Origin of the sequence: Bacteroides sp. OM05-10AA, assembly GCF_003439055.1 — a bacterium.
Classification (GTDB): Bacteria; Bacteroidota; Bacteroidia; order Bacteroidales; family Bacteroidaceae; genus Bacteroides; species Bacteroides intestinigallinarum.
The window spans coordinates 1-25870 of sequence record NZ_QSUR01000050.1 but is presented as its reverse complement, the minus strand read 5'-3'; the positions used below and the strand labels follow the sequence as shown (position 1 = coordinate 25870).

Sequence of the window (25870 nt, the reverse complement as noted above, 5' to 3'; positions counted from 1 at the left end):
AATTAAAGTTATATTTTAATATGTTTCAATGTTGTATATTTGAACAATGGAGAGAGCAGATAGTATGACCGTTTAATTCCATAAGGAGGTCTTAGATTCTCAAAAAAATGATAGTTATCCAATATTGCAAAATAGCCCTCATTTCCATTATTAACAATGTAATGGATTACATTAAACAACATAGTCAATAGTTCTTCATCACTCATTTGGGCTTGTATAATACCAATATACTTTTTCTTTTCAGAATCTGATAATAAACTACCTTCCACATGACAGACTAAATGATATAGATTTCTAAAATAATGCATTATATCATATTCCTCGCGAGAAACAATCATTGTTTTTTCTCCCGTAACAACTCCCCCCATTTTAAAACTGGTAACATCAGCATATATATTACAGATTCTCTCTCGTGCTTTAGCTGTTTCAAGTACATCATTCAAATCATTCAAGTCCGATTCATGCTCCTGTATTTTCTTCTTTATATATCCAAATACACTATGGCATTCATATTCATTATCTAAGCTATCTCTGTATTTTATAGTATTATTAATACACTCCGAATGTATTTCTCGTTGGACACTAAGCAAATTAAAAAAGGTAGAATCGAACTGTATTCTATATGTGCTCATCAATTGTTCATTATTAGCCTTTGCTTGCTCTTGATATGCCCTTGATTGCTCTTTATATGTATTATAAATGAGAAGTACAGATATAAAAGAAAACAGTGCCCCTAAACACATTGAATAATTTCCCCAATCAGTAATAGAAGAAGAAAAACCTTGAGGAGTAAATAAAACAAGAAAAACAACAAACGACCCCGAAACAATAATAAAAAATAGAACTATAAATCTATATATAAATCGTTCATCCAACAATACTTCAAATAGCCTATCCAGTTTTTCAAAAAGCCAACAGCGTTTATTCATAATCGTATTTATTTTATGTTGCTATTTCTACGTTATTTTTTAGCCATACTCTTCTATTATACACAACAATCAACTCCTCATGTCGTGTGCCAACCGGAACCACTAAGAATCCAATTTTACAGATTACACGATATGAGGAGTTGAACATGTGGTTTTCACTTGGCAGCAACAAAGATAGTCAAGAAAAACGAAATCTCCTAGAAATATATTCTTTTTTATTAAGCTAATACAATAGCTGCATTATTCAATTTATCAGCAACATCTTTCAACGCATCAGATAAAATTTTCAATTCCTTTTCTGTAAAAGTTGCTACTTTCCCATGCACCTCATTTCCATTAATGCGTTGATGCAACCAAGAAGCTGATTTATCAAAATATTGCTTGGCAAATTCAGAGACAGAGATGAATGGAAGTACTTCAGATAAAATCTTTCGCACTTCAATCTGTCTTTTCATCTTTTTAGCGTCTTCAACCACTTGGTGAATCCGAGCAAAATCTTCATCAATAGCCGCTTGCAATTCCTTTTGGTCTTCCGGTCGTAACGAATCAAAGAAACGATCCATCTCTTGTTCCGCTTTTTCACGATCATCACCTTTAGCCTGGAGGCATGCTGCTTTTAATCTGAAAAAATCTTCTTTTACTCCCATCTTACATAAATTTTAAATAAAACAAAATAATGAAGAAGATGAGTTCCCTACCCCGTCGAATAGGGAACTCTTTTCTACCGAGCAGATAACCTTTGTATCTCAAGCTTGAGATATTCAATTTCTGCATCGAGTACCGCTTTTCTATAACCGTGCCCAATGAGACGGTTATAATTTCGGAGGTAGTAGTTAAGATTTTCAATTAACTCATCTACCCGCGCTTTTAGCGCTTCTTCATCAGTCATTCAAAGAGCTCTTTTGTTTGACACGACAAAGATAAAGAAATTGTTATCATAAACAAAGTTCTCGATAATAATTTCTTTATCAAATTAGTTATTTAACAGTTATATATCCAAAAGCCATTAAATCTTCAATAAAATTATCCGGAGAATCGGCACGAATAACATTTCCTGTTTGGTCGTGATATCGGTCAGCAAAGTTGAACATATATTCCTGATCCGTACATTCGGAATCAAAACGGCTGCCTACACGAAGTTTAGTTACAAAATCTGCAGCGCAGGTGGCGGTTATTGTTCCGCCATCCTGCAATAAGTAATTTCTATTATTCATTATCTACTAAGTTTTTTCGTTCTAAGTTTAAAATATATTTTTTGATCATCCGTCAAGAAAGGCAGGTTTTGGAGCGTTGTTCCTGTTTCAACTTTCGCCTGTTGTGCAAAGGTAATCATTCGGCCTAAGAAAAGAACCCAATTTTTCATCTTTGTGAAGTTCGTAGAACCACTGTGTTGGCGAAATTCTATTGTCCGGTGGCGGGCGTAAGCTTCAAGGTTCACTTTGTGATAGCGGTCATTTCTAAAAGCTGCCCGAAGATCGTCAAGCGTGTTTGCCTGCAGTATTTTTCTTTCAGATATTCTGCCTAAGCTTTTGCAGTACTCGTTATCTCTGCGGCCAACCGGCATGAAAGCGTTTATTGTATCCTCTATATTTTTGTAACTAAGTGCTAAGTTTTTCCAAGTATTTATGTTGAAATCCGCTGCATCCATGTGGACGTGTAATCCGCAAGAATCATTTACTTTCACGTTGCAAAGGTCAAGTACCCAACATACTTTCTCAAGCTCTCTCAATCCGCTTTCCCCTTCCAATATTGGGCTTACCAATTCAAAAGTATTGTTTCCGTAAAGGCTTCCGTCTGTTACCAGTTTCCAGCGTGAACTTGTTGTGTGGTTATATCCTTCAACCGCTACGTTTATTCCGGCTTCCTGAAGTTCGTGAGCAAGACGTTCGCGAGTGCAGTTGTATGCTTCGATCTCAATTCCGAAGCGGCGGTTAAAAGTGTAGTCCACTTCAGGTAAAGAAGCGGTTGTGCTGGTTGCAGGAGCAAAGGTTCCAGCCTCAAGCATCTTTTTATATACGTTTTGTACAAAACCGTAATTTCCGTTTGTTACAAGGTCTGCAACCTGGCGGCGGGTTAATCCTAAAAGAAGCAATTGTTGTATCTTGCTAGTCTTTGTTATTCTCTGGTTTAAAATGTTGGTAATTTGCTCGTTCATAATGCTTTATCCTTTATTTTTGTACTTCAAAGATAACACAATAAGCCCGAATAACATAGTAATAACTCGTTTATTATCAGCAAATTAGCTTTGTTTAGCTTGAGCTAAAATAGGATACAAAAAGGTCTGGAATATGATTATTCCAGACCTAATTATAATTTAATTTATTAGTTAGAAAACAGATATACTATCTCCGTTATCCATCAGCATTGTATTACCGTAAATACATACAACTTTTGAAGTACATACAGTCCATTCGTAACCATCGCAAGTATATATTTTCTTCTGGTAAGTAACTTTTTGTCCTTTTTTGTAATTCTTCTTTTCAAACATGGCTTATTATCTTTTTATTATTGTACAGCTAAGATAACACAAATACCTTGAACAACGTAGCAATAAGCAGATTATTATCAACCACTTAGCTTTGTTTAGCTTGAGCTAAAAAAGGATTAAAGTAATATGAAAAGTTCAACTAATTACAGCACTATACAAAGAAAAAAAAGTAGCTCATTCGGCTACCTCTTCTATTTTCATTCTAAATTCTCGTAATTGCCCGATAGTAGGATGAAAAGTCGGATTTTCCCAATTTCTGGAAATCACCGCAATCATTGATTCAAGATATTTCCCGCAATCTAAAATTGCAGTACTCTTATTAACTTGATAGCGTCCAGACGGGTAGGATTTATTTTTGAGCGTTTCTTTCGCCCATGTTAACAACTCTTGAACGGAGTCATGATCGTAGTTATTTTCCATTTATTTGAGTTTTAAAGTTTATATATAAAAAAGCCTCGACTACACTTAGCCGGGGCAAAATCCGCCGTCGCGGATTGAAATTGATGATTTCGAAAACAAAGGTACTGCTTATTTTTTCAATCGTGCTATGATTGCTAGTATAATTACGATAATACAGATAATAACAGTGTCTTTATGTAAATCCCACCATGAAAGTTCTACAATCTTATCCTTTTGGCTCAATATAACATCGACCTTATTACTAAGAGTATCCAATTGACTGGAGAAGTGCTGCATGGTAATAGATAGTGTTTCATCAATTTCACTCCTTTCCTGTTCTAGCTTAGAAGCCTTGGTTGTACTTTCTTTGACTACGTGCTGCTTACCGGTTGAATCCGGTGCTGAAAGATAGACAGTCGTATTCTCAATCTTCAGATCACTTAACCGGTCATTCACAATCTTCGTTTGCTTATTTAAGCCTATACGTAACTCTTCCATTACCTTCCGTAGATATTGAAAGTCTCCGGAGTAATCCACCTGCTTATGCGTCTCAATATTGCGAGAAGACTTGCAGGAAAACAAACATAATGCTGACATCAGCAATATGATAATGTAGATTAATCGCTTCATGGCCGGATAACTGTATTACGCAAGAAATTAGAAAATTCACTCCTGACATCAAAGCAGGGACAAGCCTTAATGTATTCTCCAGGCTCTACCTCACCACTTCCATCCAAGTCCGGTGAAGTATCGCGATGGCCGAGAACTTCAATAATCGAGTACTCCTTACAGAGCTTTGCCACCAACTCACGCAAACTAGCTCTTTGAGCGGGCGTCCGTGTATCAGCAGGTTTCCCGTTTGTATCCAGTCCGCCAATATAACACACACCAACGGAATGTTTATTATACGATGTAGTAGAAAAGCCCTTCGTGTTGCAATGCGCACCGTCAATAGAAAGCGGGCGCCCATTCTCTACCATTCCATCCAGGTCAATGACGAAGTTATAACCGATCTGGCTGAATCCCCTTTGTTTGTGCATCCGGTCAATATCCTTTGCACGTAAATCCTGCCCAGCATGCGTTGCCGAGCAATGAATGATAATAGCATCAATTTCCTTCATTTCGTTTTATCCTTTTTAAAATTAATAATCACTTGGCGGCTGTCTTTTAATACAGCCCCTTACATCACACTTCTTTAATTCAGCTTCTTTGAGCCGGAGTTCCAGTTCATGTTTTTCCCGTATCAATTCAAGCTGGTCGGAGCGTAGCTTGTTATTTTCAGAATACAAGAAATCGACTTTGGTATCCCTTACACCCATTCTCTTCTCTTGATTGTCAATCTGTGCTGATTGAGCAGTGATTATACTCAAAAGGTTCTGTATCTCCATGCCATCGGCAGAAGCATCCTCCTTCCGGGCATTCGTCTTTCGATTCACCCAAAAGGTAACAAACCAAGTTATCGTAGAAGTACCTCCTACAGCCCCCAACACCGCCAACCACTCATTTAAACTCATTTTCCCTTCTCTATCTAAAGATTAATATTACTTTTAATCGCACTTCATCTTATCAATATTTACAGATTTTATACATTACGATTAATCAAACGCTTTATATCAAATAAATCGCTTCCTTCCCTTTCGAACATCATCGTCCAGCCAATAGAGGCAAATTCTTTTGCCACAAATGGGCGAATCTGGCATGATCCGGACAACTCTTTTAGCCAGGGAGTACTTCTCTGATCAGAGGTCATCGCAACTCGTAGCTGTTGCAGCATGGCGAGTGTACGCTTTGATTGTATCGCTTCCTCTATCAAGTCCATTTCGGCAGATTTTGCAGCGATGGTAACGGCCATTTGCACTTCATCCTGAATACTATTCTTCTGATCACGTTTAGACATAATATCACCAATCTCCACAAACAAATAGGTTCCGGAGAGAATACGATCAACATTCTGTTTGACCGAATCGAAACTCTGCCCAAAAATATAGTAGTCTAATCCCTGGATCCGGGAAGAGTTAGACAAACTTTTAATTTCCTCCTGTATTGCGACGTATTCAGGAAGTTCACTTCGTCCTTTTGAAAAGAGCTCAATCACCTTACTATGATTCGGGAATTGAGCGTAATATTTGAGAATCTCAAAAATCATATTATCTGTTTTATTAATGAAATTGGTAACCCCGTATTTTTAGCGATATCCACAACGGGTATTTCTGCAAAATTCATGCTCCGTACCGTTTCTATCAATTTCTTACGTAAAATCGTAAGGTACTTGATTATATTCATTTGCTCAATCGCTGAAATATCCCCTAGTCCATCATTACTCAAATTATAAAGCGATTCAAGTGCACCAGTCGTTATAAGACTTTTCTTTTCGCTCTCACCTGCAATCAGGATCCGAAATTGTGTAGTCGTAAACAGATAGTTGACAAATGATGAAAAATTGAATGCAATACTCTGCAATGTTGCATCAGGTAACTTTTCAAATGATTTAGCCAAGGAATGTGCAGACTCCGAATCATAAAGTCCTGGGTGGTATAAAATAGCAGCAAGTAACGGCAACATCTTTTGATCACATCCGAGCAGCGAACGAGCCTCTATGAATTGTAGAGCTGTTAGAGAACAAGTCAGTTGACTAAAACTAGTATCAATAGTATATCCGGAAAACAGTTGTCCCTGAATAGAGACATACGGAATCAATTGTGCACAAAAGCAACCATTTAACACGAACTTATAATCCAACTTTGAAAGATAACGTGCAATTGATATATTCAGCCTCTCCGGAGGTGTTTTCTTGGCTTTTACATAGTCTTCCTTAGATAGTTCCTGAAGAGCTGCATCCTGATCCGGATATGATATTCGAAAAATAAAATCAACTTGCTCTCCCAACCAGGCAAGATTAGACAGCGTATCTTCCTCCTTAGTCCGGACCAAGTTCCTCGGGCTCCAGCCCATTGCACGACAGATATGTTTAACCTGAAGCATAGCCGGTGAAAGTTCGCCTTTTGTGACTAGATCCATATCGGCCATGATACCCTCAAATAGTCCCGGAGTAAGTTCCTCCCAAGCATTGGGGATCGCAAATTTATTCTGATGTACATAAAACTCGATCATGGCATTAATTGTATTTTATCTTCAGGTTGATTAAAGAAAGTTTCTGTCTCAATATCGCTACTCTGTGGATCTGACAACAACAAGTCGATATCTTTAATCAAACTGTTCGCCTGATCTTGTAATTGGGCAGATAAAATAAGCAATCTCTCCTGTTCATCCTTTCCAGATCTACTCGCTTTTGAATCATCAAAAAGATTCCGGATAGTGGATGGGAACTCTAATATATCAAACCTGGTTAAAGCAACTGCTACCACTTTCTTTGCAAGTGCTCGATTAATCAATGATAAAACAGACGGCTTCTCATTTGCACGCTCAAGGTAACCAGTAAAATTCTCCTCCAGGACTTCAACCTGGATTGGGATACAGCGAAAGAAAAACAGATACGATAAATCAATGCAGTATAACAGGTCGAATTCTTCGGTTGTCTTTATCTGCAGTTTATCAAGCATTTTATAATACCTGGTATCTTCCCATCCCATATTTTCAGACTGATTGAGAAGTGCAATGAGAGAATCCATTGCATTATAATAATTCTCATAATAAGCTCTTCTTATAGCTTCCTGCTCGTACTTGTAGATATCAATAGCCGCTTTTCGTTTGCGAAGAACATCGAAAATCGTATCATTTGCCATGATGAGGTTAGCCAATGCTGTCCGAAGATAATCGTACATTTCGCTCTTCCCCTGTTCTATGATTTTTTCATATACAGGAACACTCACAATGTTTGCAATCCGTTTATAAGCAGTAACAGCATGGCTATTAAGCAATGCAAAGTTTGTATTTGCATCGATACCAGGAACAAACTCTGCAAATCCGGAAATGTCAGTAAATAAGTCTTTCAGTTTCATGATTGCTGTTTATTTAGTCGTTCATTAGGAGTTACTTCTTCTTGTCGGCTAGGCGTCTCACGATAAAAGCCAAAGCGGAATCCTTGTTTATATAGTTCCGGAAAGTTGATCTGAATAGCCATATTAAAGGGCTCTGAACAGATTTCATCATCCGGTGTAAGAGACATCAAGTAAATCAAATAATTGTAATATACATCCGCTCCGGATTTTGATATGACACCATCTTTAGAAACGCTCGAGATAGAAGAATCCAATCCAACCGATGACAAAAGAACTTCATCTGCACGCTTATCATAGGTAATAAGAGCATCAATATACTCTTTATATTTCAGGTCTAAGACCTCAAATTTCCAACGTTCTTCCTCGCTGGCCCCTGATTTAAAGCTGATAGTAGCATAAGCTTTTCCCTGATTATCTGCCCCAGAAAGATACTCACTAATATTGCGTAGTTCCTGCTTGAGGTATTTAAGAAAATACGATTCTTTATAGGTTGTTCCGATTTCAATCCCATTATAGGTCAGAAGAGGTTCGTTCTTTCTTTTTCGCTCCATATTCTCATTACATATTTTTGTAATTTGTGCACGCTTTGATTCAACCCACGCATTCGGGATAATGATATGAATCTTAGCGGCCAACGAATTTTTTAAGAAAGAGTTTATGTAATAAGCAGTATCATTTGAGCCTTTGATATAGGCTTTTGTCCCTTCATGAGTTTCATTTACGCCATAAAATTCACTAACCGATTTCTCGCGATGGTGAGATATTGCCGCCCATTTGATATTCCGAATGTCATTAATCACCAGGCGAGGATAAAACAAATATTTAGAAATGCCATAACTCCATCGCCCAACTGCAATATGAGTGAAGTCCTTATAATTGACCAACTCTGTAACAACATCTTTTTTCTGTGTTGCCAACCGGCATCGTCTGTTCTCCATCAACTCAAGACCAGCTACCGGCCGTTGTTCTCCGACACGGTTACCAAGTGTCATGCGCCATTTTACAAAGTAGTCACGAAAGTAATAGTAGTTCTTGATATTTCCCTTAGCTACTTCTTTGTAATCAGACTCCAGACCACGGTCTTTCCAGGATTCAAGCCAGGCTGTTATCTCCGGACAATCCACCCACTCCTTAACGAACTTTCCGTCTTTTATGCTTTTGACGTATATAGCCGGGCCAAGCCCATAAAGCATATTAACCTGTTTGGTTATCAATCGAGGCAATAAACGGTTCTTCTTGATATCGTTCTCTACCTCTTCACACTTCATGTTATTAGCTCCACGTGCACACACATTAAACCCACCAATTGACTGCCAATTGTAGTCTGCAGGAAGAATTGTATTTGAATTAACGAAGCTCGGATCCTTCAGCCCTGCCGTGGGATTCGTACCTAATTGAAAGGAAATGACACTACCACTCTCTGCATAGTAACCATAATTTCCCAACATCTCTACACTATCACTCATAACCAGTCTATTTTATGCAATTTATATCCATCTTGAGGAAACCCCATGTAGCGAATAAGTATGCGATAGCACATTTTGGGATCACCGTTCCCATCATTAAAGAGAAAGAAGTTCTCACCATCAATACTGAACCGTTCTTCAGGAAGTTGCGTTCGGAATGTGCACCCCTCCCTCACTGCCAACCTTTCGGAAGCCTCTCCTTTCTGCTTAGAGTAAGGGAAGAAAGCAATGGTGAAGCACCCATCCGGCAACTTTGAGATCTCCTTAGCCCATTGCAGTGCATTTATGCCTGTCATCGTCGTTTCCATGCTCGAAATTACCGTTTTTACCCCCCTCTCGAAAGGACGAGCCGAGGGCACTGTCATATTTCCGGACAAATGCCTTTTTTTGCACCTCAAACCGCTTTTTCAGCGGGGCGTGGAGAATTTCGTCTTACATTTTTTCGTTTTTTTGTTTTCAAAACGTCTTTAGCCTGTAAACCTGTATTTTACATATAAAAACGATGTCAAAAGCATTATATTATATAAGATTTACGGATAACGATATTACTCTAGCATGTACATTATATCCCTATATTTTCGGGCAAATCATCCGGTATATTACTTAATTCACCTTGTATTCTATCACCGTATAGCCCGAAAAGTAGGTAAATTAGTGCAGAAGGAAGCTGTGTTGTAAGTCCTGCCTGGTGTTTCAGTGGCACTTTAACTTCAGAAGATTTATCTAGTTCAATACGCCCATCCGTTTTCTTTAAAGGGGAAAGCGGAATGGCACTACAAAGGTTCGGGCATTCATTCTCATCTATCCGACATACGGGTAATGCATTACTTCGCTCACCAAACAAGAGCAATAAAAGCTTAAATTGCTGCCAGTGGTATATTGTAGATTGTCCTTCGTTCATAAGTTCAACTGTAAAGCCGTAACTTTCTAATTCTCTTTTCAAGATACGAGCATCAGACGTTATTTTTTCAAGGTCTTCACGACGTTTATTGGCTGCCCGGTCATGATAAAGCACAATGTGTTTATTAATCGCATCAGTTCCAAAATAATCAAATATTTGCTTTGCCAGCTCCGGCTGTTCTGCCGGATAATAACATGTAAATTCTTTCAGGACACGGAGTTCATGACCATAATCCCTTTCCTGGGCAGCCACAATACTGGAAAAGTGTCCGGGATCGTAACCAAGAAAGATCCGTTCACGTTTATCGTAATATTTTAGATACCTGGAAGTTAAAACAAAGTGTTCACGCAAATCAAGTTTTAAAATTGATTCATAGCGATAGCCATCGGAGAACTGGTGCTTGTCTTTCCGATAGTTTGCAAAGAATTTATTAACGACTTCCTTCTTGCGGATTGCACAAATAGAAGTCAAGAACTCATCGAGATCAAGTGATTCAAGCTGTGTGCGGAAAAATTTAGGCCCTAGTATATCCTTGTTCGCAAAAGAAGAAGCACGGATATAGTAGCTCGCATTTCTACGCATATCCGCAAGGCGTGGCTTCCAAGCTGCTACAACACGTTTTGCTTTCTCTGTTTCCAAACGAAGGGCTTCAATGATAACAGGATTCTTTTCCTCTCTCATCCGGATATTATTGCGGTATATTTTATATAGGGCTGCATGTAGATATAAAGAGGCTGATGCGATCTCATCAATAAGCTGCTGATTGACGTTATTTTCATACTCTTCGTACCAATTGTCTTCCCCTAAGTCCAAACGGGCAGTATCCGACACGCCGGTTATGCCTTGATAATAATGTGACATACGGATAGAAGCTGAAGAACCACGCAGAGACGGGAACAAACGAGTTTTTAACTTCTCTCCTTTATTGTGTTTCATTTCCTCCACGAAGGCATGCACTCCACTTCGACCGGCAACAGATTCAGGCTGATCAGAACTCACCATTTGCAGGTGATGGCCATCACGAAACAGAATGCTATGTTTTGGATAAGCAATCGGATATCGAGGCTTTCGGAAATGGGAAGGTATTTTCGTTTCCCCCACGATGTAATCAATACCATATTCGAGCATAGAACGCCGCCCATCGCCCACCGGCTTGGAAAAGTATGCCTGAATATTAGGCCACACGTTTGTCATTAGAGCCACGTATGTTTTATGGACTAAGAATGAAAGCTCTCCAGGCATATCATTTGCAACACGAATGATACGTGGTCCCATCACTCCTTCAGTTTTACCCGTAGCACGCCCGGCTTCTACAATGAGCACATTTGAGTCAACGACATTCGCCCTAATCTGCATCGCATTTTGATAGCATTCTTCAAACGATGCTGTCAAATCTAAAGTAGCAGCACCAGCACTAAGCGATTGCGATGATTGTGAATAAAGTTCTATACCCATATTATTCTCCCGTCTCTTCAGGTTCTATAATTTCTGCTTCCTGGATATCAGCATCACGTAACAAACGTTTTTTATCAGCCTTCTCAATAGGGAGCGAATCAATTAGGTTAATATAAAATCCCTCATTGTTCTTACGTGCAATCTCCTTGATTGATTTCTTCTGAAAGCCGAGATCTTCAGGAGTAAGATTCGGAGAAATAAGAAATACGATACCAAGATCACGATCCGCTTCGGCTATTTCCGAGGCTCTACGTCGACATTCCAAGGCCGCATTATAACATTTCTCCTGCGTCTTGTAATCTCCCCTTACAGCGCATAATTTCGCCAAATCCTCGTATTTGTCTGCATAATTAGACTCCCAAACCTTGATAGATACATTATTATCGATATTAAAGTAATTTATGGCAGCATAGATACGAGCTTTACAAGTCCGTTCATCGATATTAATCCGTTGAGAAGCATTAATCCTCTGCCGTAATAACTTGGCTGCACGAGTGATATTCCTCTCATATTCAAATATCTCTGCCGCCCATTGTAACTGCTTTAAAAATAGCCGAATTTCCTCCGGAATCCCAGAACAACTTCCAGTCGTCAGGAACTCTGAAATCAGATCCGGATGTATCTTATCAAGGTGGTCTAATTGTGTCATACTCCAAACAATTGTTTTCGTAGGTCTAATTCAACACGTAAATTCTTACGTTCTTCCAAAGTGTTAATCGCATCAATGTCTCCAGCTTCTGCCTTCTTCGCAAGTTCTGCATCAATATTATATTCTCCAAGAGCATGCCCATTATTATATGCATCATAATACACGTCTCCAGAGAGAGTAATTCGGACAATCAATGCTAACTTCTCCTTACCACGAAGGCCAAGCAGACTGCAGATGCGTTGTGGAGTGTACCCAAGTGCGCCAAACGTGCGCACTTGGGATACATATTCCTCACCGATTTGAGTAATCTGGTCTACATCAGAGGTAGGTGTCAGTTCATTTTTCATGCAATGAGTTTTAATGTTTCCTCAGTATTCATCAATTCCCCTCCACGGATAAGCCGAACAGGTTGCTCCGGAAACATAGCCCGGTAGCGAGATACAGTAGCAGAGACATAACGTGGATCTATCTCCATTGCACAGCAAATTCGGTCTGTTTGTTGGCATGCCAAGAGTGTAGAACCGGATCCGGAGAAGAAGTCCGCGACAATTTGCCCTGGTAAACTAGAATTGCATATAGGATAAGCCATTAGAGCAATAGGCTTCATAGTTGGATGAATGGCATTCCGTTGTGGTTTATCGAAGTTCCAAACAGTGGTCTGCTTGCGATCTGAATTCCAAAAGTGACCAGCACCTGGTTTCCACCCATAGAGACAAGGCTCATGTTGCCACTGATAGTCCTGACGGCCCATGACCATCGAGTTCTTTACCCACACGCAGCATTGTGATATTTTAAATCCCACCTTCCGGAGAGATGCCCGGAAGTTCTCGCCTTCACTATCGGCATGGAATACATAGTAAGCACCACCTGGCTTCAAGATTGAGAACATAACTGTAAATACCTGGCGAAGAAAGGTGGCAAACAGATCATTTTCCATCGAATCATTCTGGATAGTCAGTTCATCCTCCGTCGCTCCCTGATAGGCAACATTATACGGTGGATCTGTAACAAGCAAATCAGCGTATTGGCCATTCATTAGTGCAGACACATCCGTTTTAGACCGGCAATCCCCACACATCAAACGATTATTGCCAAGCAACCAAATATCCCCAGGCTGGGAAAAAACAGAACCAGGAGAATCTTCGTTTTCAGAAGGAATAGAGAAATCCACCACATCTTCCTGTACGTTTTCAGACTCATGTTCTTGTGCGAACAAAGGAGTTGCGATGGAATAATCTACAGCTTTGACCTCATAACCGAGGTTAAAACGCTCCATTGTGTCGCCATCAATATCGTACTTTTTAAAAAGTAAGGTATCAGGGTTCTTTGTTGCAAACTCCGAGTTATACGCTGCTATTTCTTCTACAGCCTCTTTTTTATCTGCAGCAAAGATTGGTTCGTAAGGTATTTCAGGTATTGTAAATCCTGATTTTCGCAATGCTAGTAATGCTTTGCGTCGCTGATGAGCATCAATGATCCACAGCTTTCCATTCGGATCCTTCCAGGCTTTAAATGCATACTTGAAACCACGGGTGATAATAAGCATCTGTAGTTTCGATAATTTATCAGGATCCGATTTCTTAAAATCCTCCTGAAGCTCTAAGAACGAATCCAGCGGGGCAGTCGGCAAACTACCCAAATTAAATACTTCTATTAGCTTTTCCATAATTACTTTGATTCTTCGAGAATTGATTTAAATAAGGCTTCCCGGTCACGAAACCGGCGAAGATGTTCTTTATCTTGCGCCCGTTTAGCTATACGTTCCGGACGCTTTAGAAAGGATTCGTATCTGCGAATATTATCGGAGCAATTCTTATACCGGCGAAGGAACTCCAATGGGTCAGACGCTCGTAAACGTTCTAGTTCAGCTCTTTCAGACCGATGAACGATAAGCGGATGTTTGTACCGAAATACTCCAGTGTCGTTGTACGTTTGCAGCTCGGAGAATGCCAGTAAGTTCCGAATTCGTAGTTCAGCCATGTCAACGACTGCACGACTGGTCGGTTTCTTATCTAGCAATTCATCGAGCTGCTTCATTTTTTTCCAAGTCTGCACACGATCATTGTACAGGATCGTGGCTATTTGGACATTTTCGTCTTCGAGGTTTTCCCAGTCAATTTGCGGGTACTCTTCGTGCTTTTGCTTTTTGGAGCTACCTTGATAGGTTCTTTTTTTTTCTCTTCCTCTAAGGCTTGTTCAGCCAGTTCCGCACGTTCTTCAGCTTCTGTTCTTGCATCCTGCTCCGCCTCGAGCTCTTCTTTCAGTTCCTGGTTCTCTTGTTCCAAGACTTCAACTTGTTCTGCAGCTTGAGGTGCACATTTTTCCGCCTCTTGCTCTTTCTGCTTACGCAGTTCCGTTTCAGCCTGCTTTTCGTAAATCTCGGCATCGATCTCAAATGGGTTCTTTTCTTCTTGCACTGAAGTTTCTACTTTTCCCTCTAAATTGCCAGATAACAGCTGTTGAGAAACAGTAGGTGCGTCTTCCGGAGTATCTCCTCCTGATTGTAATTCTGCTCCACTTGCTTCTTTGGCTTTTTCACTTTCACGACGATTTATCCGGATAGCATCCTTTGGCTTAAAGTCTAACAATGTATAAAGGATATCATCTGCATAGCGTTGTGGGTTACGAGCAAACATCTTAAGTTTAGGATGTGCCGGGGCAGATGTCCGAAGCAGACGCAAATCCACTTCGGCAGCCGCCGGATTACGTAACTCATTAAAGTATTTTGTTTTCTCTTTAAATCCGTACATAATTTATGCTGTTTGAATTCGACTTCCTGAAACTTCAATAAGAGTGGCTGGATCCAAAATTCGGAATGTAATGGAAGAGCCGGCTTTTGCTGTCCAGGTGACTCCATCTTCCAAAATAAATGTGGCACCATCTGCTATTGTCGCAGCCTTATCTGTGCCAGTACCGGTTAAAGTGATATGCCTGCCTTTATCATTATTCGTCAAGCCCGAAACCGTTTCGATCGCATAAGTTGCAGCTGTACCGTTCGGGATCTCATAGGAGTTGCTTGTTGATTTAACAGCCAAGTCTTTAGTTCCCGCTGTATGCACTTCCGCCGGAGCCTTAACAATATCACCAATATACTTGTAATACTGAGTCACAGAGGTACGTTCAAAAGTGAAGGTTATATAACGGCCATCTTTATCATTCTTCGCTTCATAAGACTTCAAGACCATCGGTCTATCATATTCCCCTAATATATACCATTGATCCTCTCCGATCTCCTTAAACAATATCACAAACTTACCTCCGGAATGTTCCTCTATAAAGTTTAAGAGCTGATCCCGCATGCCACCCATGATCGCGACAAACTGATTTGTTCCGCTTGTTGTAATATCACCTTTTTCCCCATTGCCGACATAGGTTGGAATGTCGTGCGCTTCAAAATACTTCATATATTCCCCCAGAAGCATTGGAAGAGTGGCGACCTCACGATTCGCGTTGGCCCTCGGAAATTTCACATCCGGATTGATTTGATGAACATCTATCAGATAAATCTTATAGGCAATATTAGATCCATGTGTGTTCTTGTCAGAAACATCTTCAACATTACCAATGGCCATCATAGAAGCAAGAGAAGTTCCTGTGAATCCTGTCATACAAAACATGGAATGATCAGGATCCAGGAACATACCAACAACAAAAACAATGGCAAAAAGAAGTGCAAGAGATAAAAAGAGTTTTACCTGCATTTTACATGCATATTGATTCCCTTTTTTATAAGGGTTACTGATTTTTTTAGCTTTCATAAAACATCAATTTTGTAGTTAAGAAAAAGGGTGGGCAGAACTCCCACCCCTGAAAACAAACACCTATTAAAAACTGAAATGACTATCTTACACCAGGAAGGTTCGGCTGCAATTCTACATTGACTGTACGTACACCACCAACACAGCGTTCCAGTTCTCGGAAATTCCCCTTACTATTTAGAAGAACAAGGATATAATCACCTTCCGCTTTCGGAGTATAAGCTTCAGTGATATCTCCGAATTTTCCAGTTTTGGAGATTGTGGAAGCATTAGTCTTGGAACCACATTCAATAAGATATCCGACGCCAGGTTTTGCATTTTTGATGTCAGTGATTACAGTTGCTTTTGTGTTTTCACCTGTAATTTGCCAAAAACCATCCTTTGCGTCAATTTCAGTAGCATCAACTGCAACATCAACGGAAGGCTTATTCATGAAAATTTGCTGCCATTCGAAATTATTTTGAACAAGTTCAGCACGTGTTTTGAAACGGCGTCCCAAGAATGCGGCAGCCGTACCTTCCTTCCAGGTAGACCAACATTTTACCATTTCCATGTCATCCTTTGCTTTAAAGGCCATCATCTCTCCTGGAATGTATTCCAAGAACTGCAAGTTGCCTGGAATATCAAGGAACATCAAGCAGCTTTGCCCTAAATAAGGCATCCATCGGATGTGAAGTTCGGTATCAGGAACAATATTCAGATAACTGTTAGGGCCAGTGAAATCAAGGTCTTTGCCGTACTTGGCCCGGCAACCTTCCTTCCACCAAGTTTGATGCAAGCTATTCAGATAAATAACATGCTGATCTAGATCCATATCTTCCGTACATTTTTCAATAATGTCAGCCACGAATTCCTTCACTGCATCCACCATAGTTTCCTTCGTATATGAGCGATAAGACTCATCGTCATGCAGCAAAATTTTATTTTCATGATAATACCGGAGCAATGTGTAGATAAGACCCGTAGAAGCATTCAAAAAATGAGATGGAACACCCTTTTCCGGAGTGGCATAAACACCACGAACACGACGTTTATTCTGTTCTACTTGTGCTGTTTCTAAGGTATTGACAATACAATACTCAATCAAAGACCATTTGATAGGATCAGAGCCTTCCTTATTGAGATAACCGATGTACATTCTTTCCAGTTTCTTCATTGGGCCGAATTTCATCTTAATCATAGCGTCATCAACATGCCCCATCTCGTTTTCGAGCTTCATGCCGCCTTTCCAAACTTCGCCTTCTTGCCAACCTTGAGAAACTTCATCGAAGAAAGTATTGAATACAAGGTCATGATCCTGCACGCCATATCTCACCGGGAAGAATTGAGTTAACTCACGTTTCTTCAGGACATGGGCGATTAATGCATCCTGACGACGAATTACGTATTGATCACCGACTTTGGCATCGTCAACTCCCGAAAGATCCGTTGAGAACTCACCTGCAGCAAGCTTTACCGGATCGAGTAGATGATTCTTATTCAAATATTCATAACGCCGAGCAAGAGATTTTGAGAAAACAGCCACTTCCTGAAAGAAAGCTTTCTCTTCACCATCCTCTATATTAGTAGAGGAATAATCAGGGTTTTCCGTAATCTTATTCCAACGTTTCGACATGTCAAACATAGGAGCTTCAATGCCAAACAAATGTTTTGCAGTAGTGCCGGGTCCATTAATTCTCATAGTTACAGGAGTTATTACCGCTGCAGATGGAGTATCGGCTGCAGTTTGATCAGACATTTGTCTCACTAAATTCTGTAATTCACCATTTTGCTTTACTACGCTCCTGGCTAACTCAATAACACCTTCCGGTGTAGCTTCAGGCTGATTAAGCGACTTTTCTTCCTTTTCAGCCGCATTATTAGCAACTGCGGGAGGAGTCACAACACCGGCCAAAAGCGATTGTAACTGATTCATTTCATCCTGCGACATTTGCTGTTGCTGCTGTGCCGAATCTGCCTCCATATCTTCACGAAGATTTGCCTGAAATTCTTTCTGATAACGAGTAGCAATTGCTACAATGTCTTCAGATGTTAATTGCTTAGCCGTTGCCTTATCTGATAGCTTCAGAAGTTGTAAGACATTTCCTAATTTTTCTCTAAAGTTCATAATTAATTGATTGTTAAATTAGACATACTGATTTATTTTATTTCGGAGGGAAATGCTATCCAAGTATTCCCGTCCACGCGAGTTTGCGTGGACGATGGCTTCAGGAAGGGTCATCATGGAATCAATTAACCCTTTATCAATCGAATGTTGAGTATCAAAAGTTTCACCTTGGAATACTGGATCATCTTCAGGGAAGTTGGCTAGTTTAGGACGAGATGATTTTACTTCGTTTAAAAATTGGACTGTAAGCGGATCCAACACATCCTCAACATACTGTTCCGGGTGACCAGAACGCAAATCTTCGAATTTCTTATTCTTGAGTGGGGATAGACTTGATTTCTCTTGGATAAGTTTAATGCCTAGTTTCTCATAATAAGCAGAAAAATCATAAAAGCTGATCATTGTACCAATGCATCCGATTTGATCGTTTTTCGTTAATGCATGTATGCCATTAGCACTATGACAAGCAATATAGTAACCGGCAGATGCGCAATATTGCTCCACTAAGACTTCTACGGGTTTCTTAAGCGAACGCATTGTTTCCGACAGCCGATCTAAATACCAGGCTTCACCGCCACCTGAATTAATGTGAAGGAAATGCACAGAAATTGAAGGATTGCTCTCTGCAGCAATCAAATCTTTCTCAAATTGTTTTGAGGAAAAATACCAGGATGAATTAGAAGTAATCGTACCAAATATCCGATGATAAGCAATAGAGCCTTCCGGTAGCTCCTCTGATGAGAAATCGTTGGTTAAACTTATGTCTTTAAGTTCTGCAGTACATGCTATTTCTTTTTTAAGTCTAGCAATAGCCTTATCCACCTGTTCTTTATAAGTCGGCGGATCCGATAGAAAGAAAAAAGATCCAGGCACGGGACTCTTTTGGTCCAGAAGCGGAAAACACTCCATCATGGCAGCAGCATAAGCTTCTGCCGTGATGAAGAGATTAGATGTAATAAGTAAGTTACGAAGAAATGTCCTATTCATTGTAGCGCATCTTTTCAGCGAAGGTAGTCCATGAAAATAAGGCTATGAAGGACCGTTTATGCAGCTGAAAATGGCGAATGAAGCATTTTACAAGAAATTTTCAAAGTTGCAGTGTTCAAATTTGCATATATGGATACTAAGGCCGGAATATCTTCTGTACCTATCATTATATCTTTTTCTGAAGAGTCACGCAGATAGATAATAGCAAACCTAGAAGTGGAAAATTCCCGAAGAGTATCCACATCCGGAGTTTCAATCGTAAGATCTTTGCTACAATCAAACAATTTACCTGATGCCGAGTCAGCAATAGTAGGAATAAAAGAAAATGGATCAGCAAGAAAATGATATTCTTTTTTCTTCATTTTTCCTATAGGTTTTACCCTTAAAGTGATAGATAATTCTTTCATAATCACATAATTATTTGGTATTCAACAAGTTCGCCATACAGCAGACATTTTTTCTCCATTTTGGGACAAAAAAGACAGTTCGGTCGGTTCTTTTTCAGCCAGTTTTTAACCTCTTTTTATATTCTCGGCGTATTTTCCTTTTGCGTATATTTTCTCTCCACCGATAGAAATTTTTTAAAAGTGCATCTTCTGAAATAGAATCAATGCAATACGAACACATGAAATGGTGCACAACATCTAGATTCTTTAAAAGATGTCCATTCATATCATTTTCATCCATCGCAGTGTGAAGTTCACGGTTAAACATCCGCCGCACTTCCTTCTCTATCAACCGCACGGAATTAGGAGAAAGGAAATTATAAACTTTAGGATCCTTTCCGATTCGTCTTTCAGGAAGGATAAACGTCAGATTACCATTATCAATAGGAGATTGATTCTTTTGCCGTTTGGCCATCAACGTCCATATTGTATGATAAAGGTCTGTATTGTCTGGTATTCTGAATGCTTCTTCAGAACCATTATTATACTTTCCACGTATGTATTCTGCCAAATATGGCTCAATATTAATACTAGTCGTAATCATAGTCTTTGCAGTCAAAGGATGTTTTTATAACACTTTTATTAGTTTTTTGCTTCCAACTGTCCAACCGTCCAACACCCGCTATTATCCTAGGAATACTAATCTAATTATCAGCATTTTAAATTATTGATATGATATAAAACAAACGTTGGACGATGTCCTACACATCCAACATAAGGCTTTTAAGTGGCATTTTGTTGGACGGGTTATTATTTTATTATGTTGGAGCGTAGAAAACTGCAAATCCAACACGTCCAACAACGTCCAACCGAACAACAGCAATGTTGTATATATATATACTATTTTAATAAGATATATACTACTATACTACAGGCATTTACATTTTAAAAAGTATTTCACTGTTGGACCGTTGGACTGTTGGACGCTATGTTTTGAAAATTATCTTTTCAAAATTAGCATCTCTTTGTTTGGTATTTCTTTAAATTCAGGGGGTCCGGGGGATTGAGGCTAACAAACATAAATGATAGAGTTGATTACAAATTGAAATGTCCGCTTTATTATAAAAAGAATACTCCTCGACTGACGGGATCAGCGGAGGAGTATAAATCAGGTAACACATCGTACTAAAATGGTAAAGGCTGTTTGTTTTGGTCAGCAGATTCAGGAGCAAGTTCACTGTTGGAACGTCGCAAATCAATATCATACAATTCTTGGAATATTTCATAGTTTAAAGCAATGCAGCTAGAATTAGTAAATCTCTTCTCAATCTTTCGAACCATAGTATTATCAACCGCTACGCCATCTCCGGGATTGCTATTCTCATATCCACCTCTAGGCACTTCTACGACTTCGTTCCAATTAAAGCGTCGCCCATGTACGAACCCTATATAACTCGGATGTGAGCGAAGGTTCTGTTCAATGGTAGATTGTGTTGAATCCTCGTTATTATAAGAGCTTCTGGAAAACTGCGTATAAATTGTGCTTAAACGCAAGAATAAAATCTTAGTTCCTGCAGGAAATGCCACTTCTTTCTTCTCCGATCCAGGCAGCGTAATAGTAATTTTATCTGGAGTACCAATCGCAAACTCTCTATTCTCCATAATGGCTTTTGTATCAATCATGACATCCATCGCTTTAAAGAAAGTAGCAAGCTTGTCTGTCTTACTAATCAGTTCAACCTGAAATTTTATTTTGGCACAAGCTATTTTGAAAAACTCTTTGTAGGAAAAAGGCAGATTCATTTTGGTATGGCTTTCGATGAGCTTGCATGTTGCTAAAAAGAGTGATGCTGTCTTCATCAGACGATCTATCTCACCGGCATTGTGCAGTTCGACTTTCAATTCATCATAGGCTTGCTGCTTGAGCGTCCTGAAATGATCCATTACTAGTGGCCTAAGTTTCAAGATCTCCAAAAGTACATTCGAAAGCCCTATTTTGTTAGGATCCTCAATATCCTTGAGCTGATTAAACATATCTACCTCCTCTTGTGTACGGTTTTTAGGCTTAGGAACCTCACATACTATAATGCGGGACATTAGTGCATTATCATCTCTTTGCGGCGTTTCCTGCCCGCACAAAATTACAGGAGCATATACCTTATCATTTTCAATTTCCTTTCCGGACGTACCTTTTCGTTTCTGCCGACCGTCTCCATCATAAACAATTCCTTTCAACGCCTGAAACTTAACATCCGATATATCTTTATTGTTATACTCATCCAAGACGACCGGAACATCTCTGAAGGTGCTCATCAAAGTAGACATCGCAGCGTCTGTACCAATATTTAGATTAAAAATGGGCACTTTCGGAGATATGAATAAAGAGCGAATAGAAATTGCTATTTGCGTTTTTCCTGAAGACATAGGCCCCATAAAGAAAGGAGCTGTAAACAAACGGTCGATACAGTGTATATTACTACGAAATGCGCACATTATAGCAAAGAGAATCCCCCATTTACCATTATCATTGATTTTATACACCTGATCCATTAAAGAGGCCCATTTATCAAAGCTACATTGTTTCTCGGCCGGAATATCCTTATAGACTAACTGGGAAATAAGCTCATATTTTTCAGACTGCCGTCCAGATCCAGCATATATGGTAGAAAATGCAGGAAGGTAATAGTTCTTCTTGTTATGTGTCACAACACCAAGCTCATTGACTGGTTCAAAGCGTGGCTGTTCATCTACGACATGAAATATCCCATTTGAAAAAGCGAAAAACATATTATCTTCCCGGCGTGAAGCCCCATCGACTTGCTGATTTCCATAGGTTAGGATTTCTGAACAGGTGATAAAGTGCCGGGACATATATTCTCGGATCTTAGTCCAGTGTTTTTCTTCTCCGGACGTGAAGTTTACAGCCTCCAGCTGAATCAGTTCTTCTTCAATGGTTGCTTTCTTTAACAGTGCCCTGGATGGAACCTCAATATAAAGTGGAGTCTTATAGTATCTCCGATTTATCTTGAGAACTCGTTTATTGGCCTCCTTATCATCCGAATAAATATGAAGTAAAGGAGTCATGAAGAAATCTGCTATTTGTTGATGCCCGCCTTTCTCTTGCCGGAACATATAGCATACAGGCTCTCCATCTTTGTTTAACTTTGGATAAAACCCGCATTGACGATACATTTCATTGTATTCCGGATTGTCATCTACATATCCAGGTAGTTCATTCGGATCGTAATCTTCATCATCGTCATCTGTACGTTGGGCATTGATTGCCATACGGGACTTTCGTTTAGCCAAATAAGGCTTTAATATTTCATTAAAATCAGTCTTACTAAGCGAAAGATTATCATAGAAATATTTAGCATTAACCACCCGGACTGAATCTTCAGCATAGCTGATCAAGTCTGCACAACGTTCAATAAATGGTGTTTTTTCTCCAAAATAAGGAATCAAGAACAACCCATGCAAATGCACATAGTATTTTATAAACGTATAAGTTTTGTCTTTTCGCTGCTCATCCCGATCGTACCCTTCATCGTCCTCTACTATATTCTGCTCTTGATCCTTTGTAGCTACAGTCACAGTGATGTTTGTCAGACCAGCACGATAAAGCATTGTCAATGCTAAAAGATAGTCTGATTCATCTCCATCTCTATTTATAGAAATTCCCTGGCTATCCGTTGTAAAATAGGCACACTCCCGACGTATAGCTTGGATATCTGTCGCTGATGGAACTCCATGCAAAAGAAGAACAGGAGTGTCTCCATACATTTTCAAAAACAAATCAAAGTCCGGTGTAAGTACACATGGTTCACCTTCATGGCGTATTTCCTGAATTTGTTCAAGACCATAGACACCCGGTTTCATCTCCTCAATCTTTGGAACATCCTTCACGTTCCGGATAACGTCACGTATCTTACGTTCTATAAATTCTGTTGTAATCTCAAACTTAGCGGATATCTTCCTCACATAGTTCAACCGCAAGGTTTCTGAAGAAATACAGCCAATTAAATTGCAGATCGTATTCAGCGCCTGCTCCTTTGATTCCGGATCATCAAAGTCTTTTGCAAAAATATCAGCAAAGTAACTGGCAAAATCTGTTCTCCGATTCATCAGCCATTTCGCAGTATTTTCCCTTTCCGTAGTAGCTATGTTATCAGGGTCCTTTCCTTCAGGAAGAAGAACGCATTGAACAGTTAAGCCCGCTTTTAAAAGTAACTCACAGTTTCTTAGTGAAGCTTTTAGACCTGCTTCATCCGGATCATAAACAAGAGTTATATTTTGCGTGAACTTGGATATCAACCTAACCTGCTCTGCAGTAAGTGCGGTCCCAGAACCAGCTATTGTATTTTCGACTCCAGCCGCATGCATGGATAGAACATCAAACTGTCCTTCTACTAAATAGGCGTTATTCATACGACCAATCGCTCCACGAGCTTGCAAAAGTCCAAAGATTTGATTTCCCTTTTTGAAAACTGGAGTATCACCGGTATTGTGATATTTGCCAGCTTTCTCTTTGGGAATAACAAAACGCCCGGAAAAGCCGGTTACATCACCATGCAGGTCAAAGAACGGAAATATTATCCGGTCACGGAAGTTATCATAAACCCTTCCATTTTCAGACTTCTTTAAAACATCAACCTTTGTCAATATAGCCTCTGAATACCCTGCTTTCAACATTTCTTCAGCTGCCAAATTTCCTTCTGGAGCATATCCGAGCGCAAAATCTTTTATAACCTTATCCGTCAACCGAAATCCACGTTTGAAGAGGTATTCTTGCGCTTCAGGGAGATGTTTTTGAAAGAAATCGACCGCCCCTTTCAATGCAATCCGCATCGCCTCGAGATCTCTTGCTTTACGCACTTCCTCATCAGTTAACTCTCGATGTTCTATTTCAATGCCCGCCTTCCTTGCACACCATTCTGCTGCTTCAGCAAACGACATGTTTTCATGCTCCTGGATAAACTGAATAACATCCCCTTTATGATCGCATACAAAGCATTTATAAGTTTGCCTGCTTGGACTAACGAACATTGAAGGATGGCTGTCATTGTGAAAAGGGCAGACGCCAACGAAATTCGATCCACTTCTTCTTAGAGAGACGAATTCAGAAACAACATCGACGATGTTTAGGGCTGATTTAATCCGGTCAATTACCTCTTTACTTATCATAATTGTTCTTCATTAAACATACTTAATTGTCTTGCCTCGAACGCCTCCTGGAGAGTAAGTCCAAAGTAGTCGGAAAGTGCAAGATATTCTTGTTGCGTAACCTGCTTGCGGCCATAGTAAATATCCCAAAACCGCATCTGATTAATGTTTACTTCGCGATAAAATTCCCGTGTCGGAGAAAAATTCTCCGGATGCCGAAACTTAAGACGTAACATCTCTTGTACTAAGTTCCGTTTTACTGTCTGACCAACAACTATCTTTTTTCGATGCATGAATAGTTGAACGGCCAATGGGGATCGATGGACATACTCGGCCATTTCCTCCAGTGTTTTTTTACCTGCGTTTTCCCGCACGTACCATTCTTCTTCTTCTTTCCATTTCCCATTGTTCATACGATTCCTTCCTCCATATTTGCGTAAAATCTTCATTAAACTCATATTCAGAATGCTTGTATATATAGAGACAGCAGAATTTTATAAATAGTTCCTGGTCTTCGGGCCGCACATCAGTTGATATATCATAATACTTATTGATGCCTAATTTATCAAGAGCATTATTAACGCGAGCTTCAAAATTGCGAAATTCTTCATGACCAAGACGAGACAAGAATTCATCTATCCAAAGAGTACCAACAATCTTATATTTCTCCAAACTTTCTCTCATAGCTATCGCATTAGTTTCTCTGTTTTTTCCAGTTTATTAAACTCCACAATTGTCTGTAAAGGAAGGTCATATCTCCGTTGCCGGACATTGGATCGCAAAGAAAAGCAGTGCCCAACAGCATCCCACCGGAATTTCTTCTCCTCAATAGTCGTTTGTCGATTCCCAGATATAGTCACTTTCTTAGGGATCTTAACTCTTCCTTCTACTTTACGGACTTCCTGGGAATCTCCGTTTCGTACGATCTTATCGATTACATACCCACATGAAATCATGGTCTGCTCAAAAATATCTTTTGTATACATTATTAGTTAGTTTTTAATCTTCCTTACTATGATAGTTTGGGGTAAATATCAATGCCAATAACACCCATACACTTTTTGTCACCCACAAGGAAAATCCTATCAGAGAGAAAAAAGCAATATAAATCAATGCGATACCTATATTTTTCATTTTTGTTTAGTTTTACTCCAATTCCATTTCTTTCCCTTCTACCCTTATCTTGCATTCATCTATCAGTTCATGAAGCAAATCAAGATAAT

At 39.5% G+C, this 25870-nt stretch carries 31 protein-coding genes; all 31 read right to left on the bottom strand.

Translation table 11 applies throughout. The features are described from left to right. Positions 1-8: 8 nt before the first annotated feature. Positions 9-929, bottom strand: a complete 921-nt coding sequence (locus DXB58_RS25110; RefSeq protein ID WP_122138638.1) for a putative phage abortive infection protein — start codon at positions 927-929, stop codon at positions 9-11. Between the two features lie 218 nt (positions 930-1147). Next, entirely contained in the window at positions 1148-1576 is a 429-nt protein-coding gene (locus DXB58_RS25105) for a DUF5053 domain-containing protein (RefSeq protein WP_122138637.1), read from the bottom strand. Between the two features lie 74 nt (positions 1577-1650). Next, positions 1651-1818: a hypothetical protein gene (locus DXB58_RS28015; RefSeq protein WP_181884935.1), complete on the bottom strand. Its 168-nt coding sequence runs from the start codon at positions 1816-1818 to the stop codon at positions 1651-1653. Positions 1819-1906: 88 nt separating this feature from the next. Then, entirely contained in the window at positions 1907-2143 is a 237-nt protein-coding gene (locus DXB58_RS25100; protein WP_122138636.1) for a hypothetical protein, read from the bottom strand. Continuing rightward, positions 2143-3084, bottom strand: a complete 942-nt coding sequence (locus tag DXB58_RS25095; protein ID WP_122138635.1) for an amidoligase family protein — start codon at positions 3082-3084, stop codon at positions 2143-2145. The genes DXB58_RS25100 and DXB58_RS25095 overlap by 1 nt, the downstream gene beginning before the upstream one ends. 171 nt (positions 3085-3255) lie before the next feature. Continuing rightward, positions 3256-3417: a hypothetical protein gene (locus DXB58_RS27775; RefSeq protein WP_158571585.1), complete on the bottom strand. Its 162-nt coding sequence runs from the start codon at positions 3415-3417 to the stop codon at positions 3256-3258. Between the two features lie 174 nt (positions 3418-3591). Beyond that, positions 3592-3837, bottom strand: coding sequence for a hypothetical protein (locus tag DXB58_RS25090; protein ID WP_122138634.1), 246 nt, complete (start codon positions 3835-3837; stop codon positions 3592-3594). 108 nt (positions 3838-3945) lie between these two features. Beyond that, complete coding sequence (locus DXB58_RS25085) at positions 3946-4446, bottom strand: histidine kinase (RefSeq protein ID WP_122138633.1); 501 nt, start codon at positions 4444-4446, stop codon at positions 3946-3948. Then, on the bottom strand, positions 4443-4937 hold the full coding sequence (locus DXB58_RS25080; RefSeq protein WP_122138632.1) for an N-acetylmuramoyl-L-alanine amidase: 495 nt from the start codon (positions 4935-4937) through the stop codon (positions 4443-4445). Before DXB58_RS25080 ends, DXB58_RS25085 begins: the two co-directional genes overlap by 4 nt. Before the next feature lie 21 nt (positions 4938-4958). After that, the gene (locus DXB58_RS25075) at positions 4959-5330 is read right to left on the bottom strand and encodes a hypothetical protein (protein ID WP_122138631.1); all 372 of its coding nucleotides are present in this window, start codon (positions 5328-5330) and stop codon (positions 4959-4961) included. Between the two features lie 68 nt (positions 5331-5398). Then, positions 5399-5962: a hypothetical protein gene (locus DXB58_RS25070; protein ID WP_122138630.1), complete on the bottom strand. Its 564-nt coding sequence runs from the start codon at positions 5960-5962 to the stop codon at positions 5399-5401. Then, a complete protein-coding gene (locus DXB58_RS25065; protein ID WP_233527367.1) occupies positions 5959-6927 on the bottom strand; it encodes a hypothetical protein in 969 nt (322 codons plus the stop codon). The genes DXB58_RS25070 and DXB58_RS25065 overlap by 4 nt, the downstream gene beginning before the upstream one ends. Then, the gene (locus DXB58_RS25060) at positions 6924-7775 is read right to left on the bottom strand and encodes a hypothetical protein (protein WP_233527366.1); all 852 of its coding nucleotides are present in this window, start codon (positions 7773-7775) and stop codon (positions 6924-6926) included. Before DXB58_RS25060 ends, DXB58_RS25065 begins: the two co-directional genes overlap by 4 nt. Continuing rightward, positions 7772-9241, bottom strand: a complete 1470-nt coding sequence (locus tag DXB58_RS25055) for a hypothetical protein (protein ID WP_122138627.1) — start codon at positions 9239-9241, stop codon at positions 7772-7774. The genes DXB58_RS25060 and DXB58_RS25055 overlap by 4 nt, the downstream gene beginning before the upstream one ends. Beyond that, entirely contained in the window at positions 9238-9549 is a 312-nt protein-coding gene (locus DXB58_RS25050; RefSeq protein WP_115484504.1) for a hypothetical protein, read from the bottom strand. Before DXB58_RS25050 ends, DXB58_RS25055 begins: the two co-directional genes overlap by 4 nt. A gap of 254 nt (positions 9550-9803) precedes the next feature. After that, entirely contained in the window at positions 9804-11597 is a 1794-nt protein-coding gene (locus tag DXB58_RS25045; RefSeq protein ID WP_233527365.1) for a hypothetical protein, read from the bottom strand. Between the two features lies 1 nt (position 11598). Next, positions 11599-12246: a hypothetical protein gene (locus tag DXB58_RS25040; RefSeq protein WP_115484465.1), complete on the bottom strand. Its 648-nt coding sequence runs from the start codon at positions 12244-12246 to the stop codon at positions 11599-11601. Next, a complete protein-coding gene (locus tag DXB58_RS25035) occupies positions 12243-12593 on the bottom strand; it encodes a hypothetical protein (RefSeq protein WP_122138626.1) in 351 nt (116 codons plus the stop codon). Before DXB58_RS25035 ends, DXB58_RS25040 begins: the two co-directional genes overlap by 4 nt. Further along, entirely contained in the window at positions 12590-13912 is a 1323-nt protein-coding gene (locus DXB58_RS25030) for a site-specific DNA-methyltransferase (RefSeq protein ID WP_122138625.1), read from the bottom strand. Before DXB58_RS25030 ends, DXB58_RS25035 begins: the two co-directional genes overlap by 4 nt. Before the next feature lie 2 nt (positions 13913-13914). Further along, the gene (locus DXB58_RS25025) at positions 13915-14283 is read right to left on the bottom strand and encodes a hypothetical protein (RefSeq protein ID WP_122138624.1); all 369 of its coding nucleotides are present in this window, start codon (positions 14281-14283) and stop codon (positions 13915-13917) included. A 41-nt stretch (positions 14284-14324) separates the two neighbouring features. Next, positions 14325-14996: a hypothetical protein gene (locus tag DXB58_RS25020; RefSeq protein ID WP_122138623.1), complete on the bottom strand. Its 672-nt coding sequence runs from the start codon at positions 14994-14996 to the stop codon at positions 14325-14327. Between the two features lie 3 nt (positions 14997-14999). Further along, entirely contained in the window at positions 15000-16004 is a 1005-nt protein-coding gene (locus DXB58_RS25015) for a hypothetical protein (protein ID WP_122138622.1), read from the bottom strand. 82 nt (positions 16005-16086) lie between these two features. Beyond that, positions 16087-18111, bottom strand: a complete 2025-nt coding sequence (locus DXB58_RS25010; protein WP_122138621.1) for a hypothetical protein — start codon at positions 18109-18111, stop codon at positions 16087-16089. 18 nt (positions 18112-18129) lie between these two features. Continuing rightward, a complete protein-coding gene (locus tag DXB58_RS25005) occupies positions 18130-19098 on the bottom strand; it encodes a S49 family peptidase (protein ID WP_122138620.1) in 969 nt (322 codons plus the stop codon). Between the two features lie 56 nt (positions 19099-19154). Beyond that, the gene (locus tag DXB58_RS25000; protein WP_122138619.1) at positions 19155-19505 is read right to left on the bottom strand and encodes a hypothetical protein; all 351 of its coding nucleotides are present in this window, start codon (positions 19503-19505) and stop codon (positions 19155-19157) included. A 94-nt stretch (positions 19506-19599) separates the two neighbouring features. Then, positions 19600-20088 carry a hypothetical protein gene (locus DXB58_RS24995; protein ID WP_122138618.1) on the bottom strand — a complete coding sequence of 163 codons (489 nt, stop codon included), beginning with the start codon at positions 20086-20088 and terminating at the stop codon, positions 19600-19602. 581 nt (positions 20089-20669) lie between these two features. Next, positions 20670-24668 (bottom strand): DNA primase, encoded by a 3999-nt coding sequence (gene dnaG, locus DXB58_RS24990; RefSeq protein ID WP_122138617.1) that lies wholly within the window; start codon positions 24666-24668, stop codon positions 20670-20672. After that, complete coding sequence (locus DXB58_RS24985) at positions 24665-25060, bottom strand: XRE family transcriptional regulator (RefSeq protein WP_122138616.1); 396 nt, start codon at positions 25058-25060, stop codon at positions 24665-24667. Before DXB58_RS24985 ends, dnaG begins: the two co-directional genes overlap by 4 nt. After that, entirely contained in the window at positions 25002-25331 is a 330-nt protein-coding gene (locus DXB58_RS24980; protein WP_122138615.1) for a hypothetical protein, read from the bottom strand. The genes DXB58_RS24985 and DXB58_RS24980 overlap by 59 nt, the downstream gene beginning before the upstream one ends. Before the next feature lie 2 nt (positions 25332-25333). Further along, on the bottom strand, positions 25334-25633 hold the full coding sequence (locus DXB58_RS24975; protein ID WP_122138614.1) for a hypothetical protein: 300 nt from the start codon (positions 25631-25633) through the stop codon (positions 25334-25336). A 13-nt stretch (positions 25634-25646) separates the two neighbouring features. Continuing rightward, positions 25647-25781 (bottom strand): hypothetical protein, encoded by a 135-nt coding sequence (locus tag DXB58_RS28390; RefSeq protein WP_255421193.1) that lies wholly within the window; start codon positions 25779-25781, stop codon positions 25647-25649. Positions 25782-25870 lie beyond the last annotated feature (89 nt).

What these genes read in the sequence shown, in the direction of transcription:
- DXB58_RS25065 (WP_233527367.1), bottom strand. Translation starts at nt 6,927, where the DNA reads ATGATCGAGTTTTATGTACATCAGAATAAATTTGCGATCCCCAATGCT.
- DXB58_RS25025 (WP_122138624.1), bottom strand. Translation starts at nt 14,283, where the DNA reads ATGAAGCAGCTCGATGAATTGCTAGATAAGAAACCGACCAGTCGTGCA.
- DXB58_RS25050 (WP_115484504.1), bottom strand. Translation starts at nt 9,549, where the DNA reads ATGGAAACGACGATGACAGGCATAAATGCACTGCAATGGGCTAAGGAG.
- DXB58_RS25045 (WP_233527365.1), bottom strand. Translation starts at nt 11,597, where the DNA reads ATGGGTATAGAACTTTATTCACAATCATCGCAATCGCTTAGTGCTGGT.
- DXB58_RS25080 (WP_122138632.1), bottom strand. Translation starts at nt 4,937, where the DNA reads ATGAAGGAAATTGATGCTATTATCATTCATTGCTCGGCAACGCATGCT.
- DXB58_RS27775 (WP_158571585.1), bottom strand. Translation starts at nt 3,417, where the DNA reads ATGTTTGAAAAGAAGAATTACAAAAAAGGACAAAAAGTTACTTACCAG.
- DXB58_RS25040 (WP_115484465.1), bottom strand. Translation starts at nt 12,246, where the DNA reads ATGACACAATTAGACCACCTTGATAAGATACATCCGGATCTGATTTCA.
- DXB58_RS25060 (WP_233527366.1), bottom strand. Translation starts at nt 7,775, where the DNA reads ATGAAACTGAAAGACTTATTTACTGACATTTCCGGATTTGCAGAGTTT.
- DXB58_RS25110 (WP_122138638.1), bottom strand. Translation starts at nt 929, where the DNA reads ATGAATAAACGCTGTTGGCTTTTTGAAAAACTGGATAGGCTATTTGAA.
- DXB58_RS25020 (WP_122138623.1), bottom strand. Translation starts at nt 14,996, where the DNA reads ATGTACGGATTTAAAGAGAAAACAAAATACTTTAATGAGTTACGTAAT.
- DXB58_RS25070 (WP_122138630.1), bottom strand. Translation starts at nt 5,962, where the DNA reads ATGATTTTTGAGATTCTCAAATATTACGCTCAATTCCCGAATCATAGT.
- DXB58_RS25055 (WP_122138627.1), bottom strand. Translation starts at nt 9,241, where the DNA reads ATGAGTGATAGTGTAGAGATGTTGGGAAATTATGGTTACTATGCAGAG.
- DXB58_RS25010 (WP_122138621.1), bottom strand. Translation starts at nt 18,111, where the DNA reads ATGAACTTTAGAGAAAAATTAGGAAATGTCTTACAACTTCTGAAGCTA.
- DXB58_RS24980 (WP_122138615.1), bottom strand. Translation starts at nt 25,331, where the DNA reads ATGAGAGAAAGTTTGGAGAAATATAAGATTGTTGGTACTCTTTGGATA.
- DXB58_RS25085 (WP_122138633.1), bottom strand. Translation starts at nt 4,446, where the DNA reads ATGAAGCGATTAATCTACATTATCATATTGCTGATGTCAGCATTATGT.
- DXB58_RS25015 (WP_122138622.1), bottom strand. Translation starts at nt 16,004, where the DNA reads ATGAAAGCTAAAAAAATCAGTAACCCTTATAAAAAAGGGAATCAATAT.
- DXB58_RS25000 (WP_122138619.1), bottom strand. Translation starts at nt 19,505, where the DNA reads ATGAAAGAATTATCTATCACTTTAAGGGTAAAACCTATAGGAAAAATG.
- DXB58_RS25095 (WP_122138635.1), bottom strand. Translation starts at nt 3,084, where the DNA reads ATGAACGAGCAAATTACCAACATTTTAAACCAGAGAATAACAAAGACT.
- DXB58_RS28015 (WP_181884935.1), bottom strand. Translation starts at nt 1,818, where the DNA reads ATGACTGATGAAGAAGCGCTAAAAGCGCGGGTAGATGAGTTAATTGAA.
- DXB58_RS24995 (WP_122138618.1), bottom strand. Translation starts at nt 20,088, where the DNA reads ATGATTACGACTAGTATTAATATTGAGCCATATTTGGCAGAATACATA.
- DXB58_RS24975 (WP_122138614.1), bottom strand. Translation starts at nt 25,633, where the DNA reads ATGTATACAAAAGATATTTTTGAGCAGACCATGATTTCATGTGGGTAT.
- DXB58_RS25035 (WP_122138626.1), bottom strand. Translation starts at nt 12,593, where the DNA reads ATGAAAAATGAACTGACACCTACCTCTGATGTAGACCAGATTACTCAA.
- DXB58_RS25090 (WP_122138634.1), bottom strand. Translation starts at nt 3,837, where the DNA reads ATGGAAAATAACTACGATCATGACTCCGTTCAAGAGTTGTTAACATGG.
- DXB58_RS25075 (WP_122138631.1), bottom strand. Translation starts at nt 5,330, where the DNA reads ATGAGTTTAAATGAGTGGTTGGCGGTGTTGGGGGCTGTAGGAGGTACT.
- dnaG (WP_122138617.1), bottom strand. Translation starts at nt 24,668, where the DNA reads ATGATAAGTAAAGAGGTAATTGACCGGATTAAATCAGCCCTAAACATC.
- DXB58_RS25100 (WP_122138636.1), bottom strand. Translation starts at nt 2,143, where the DNA reads ATGAATAATAGAAATTACTTATTGCAGGATGGCGGAACAATAACCGCC.
- DXB58_RS24985 (WP_122138616.1), bottom strand. Translation starts at nt 25,060, where the DNA reads ATGAACAATGGGAAATGGAAAGAAGAAGAAGAATGGTACGTGCGGGAA.
- DXB58_RS25105 (WP_122138637.1), bottom strand. Translation starts at nt 1,576, where the DNA reads ATGGGAGTAAAAGAAGATTTTTTCAGATTAAAAGCAGCATGCCTCCAG.
- DXB58_RS25005 (WP_122138620.1), bottom strand. Translation starts at nt 19,098, where the DNA reads ATGAATAGGACATTTCTTCGTAACTTACTTATTACATCTAATCTCTTC.
- DXB58_RS25030 (WP_122138625.1), bottom strand. Translation starts at nt 13,912, where the DNA reads ATGGAAAAGCTAATAGAAGTATTTAATTTGGGTAGTTTGCCGACTGCC.
- DXB58_RS28390 (WP_255421193.1), bottom strand. Translation starts at nt 25,781, where the DNA reads ATGAAAAATATAGGTATCGCATTGATTTATATTGCTTTTTTCTCTCTG.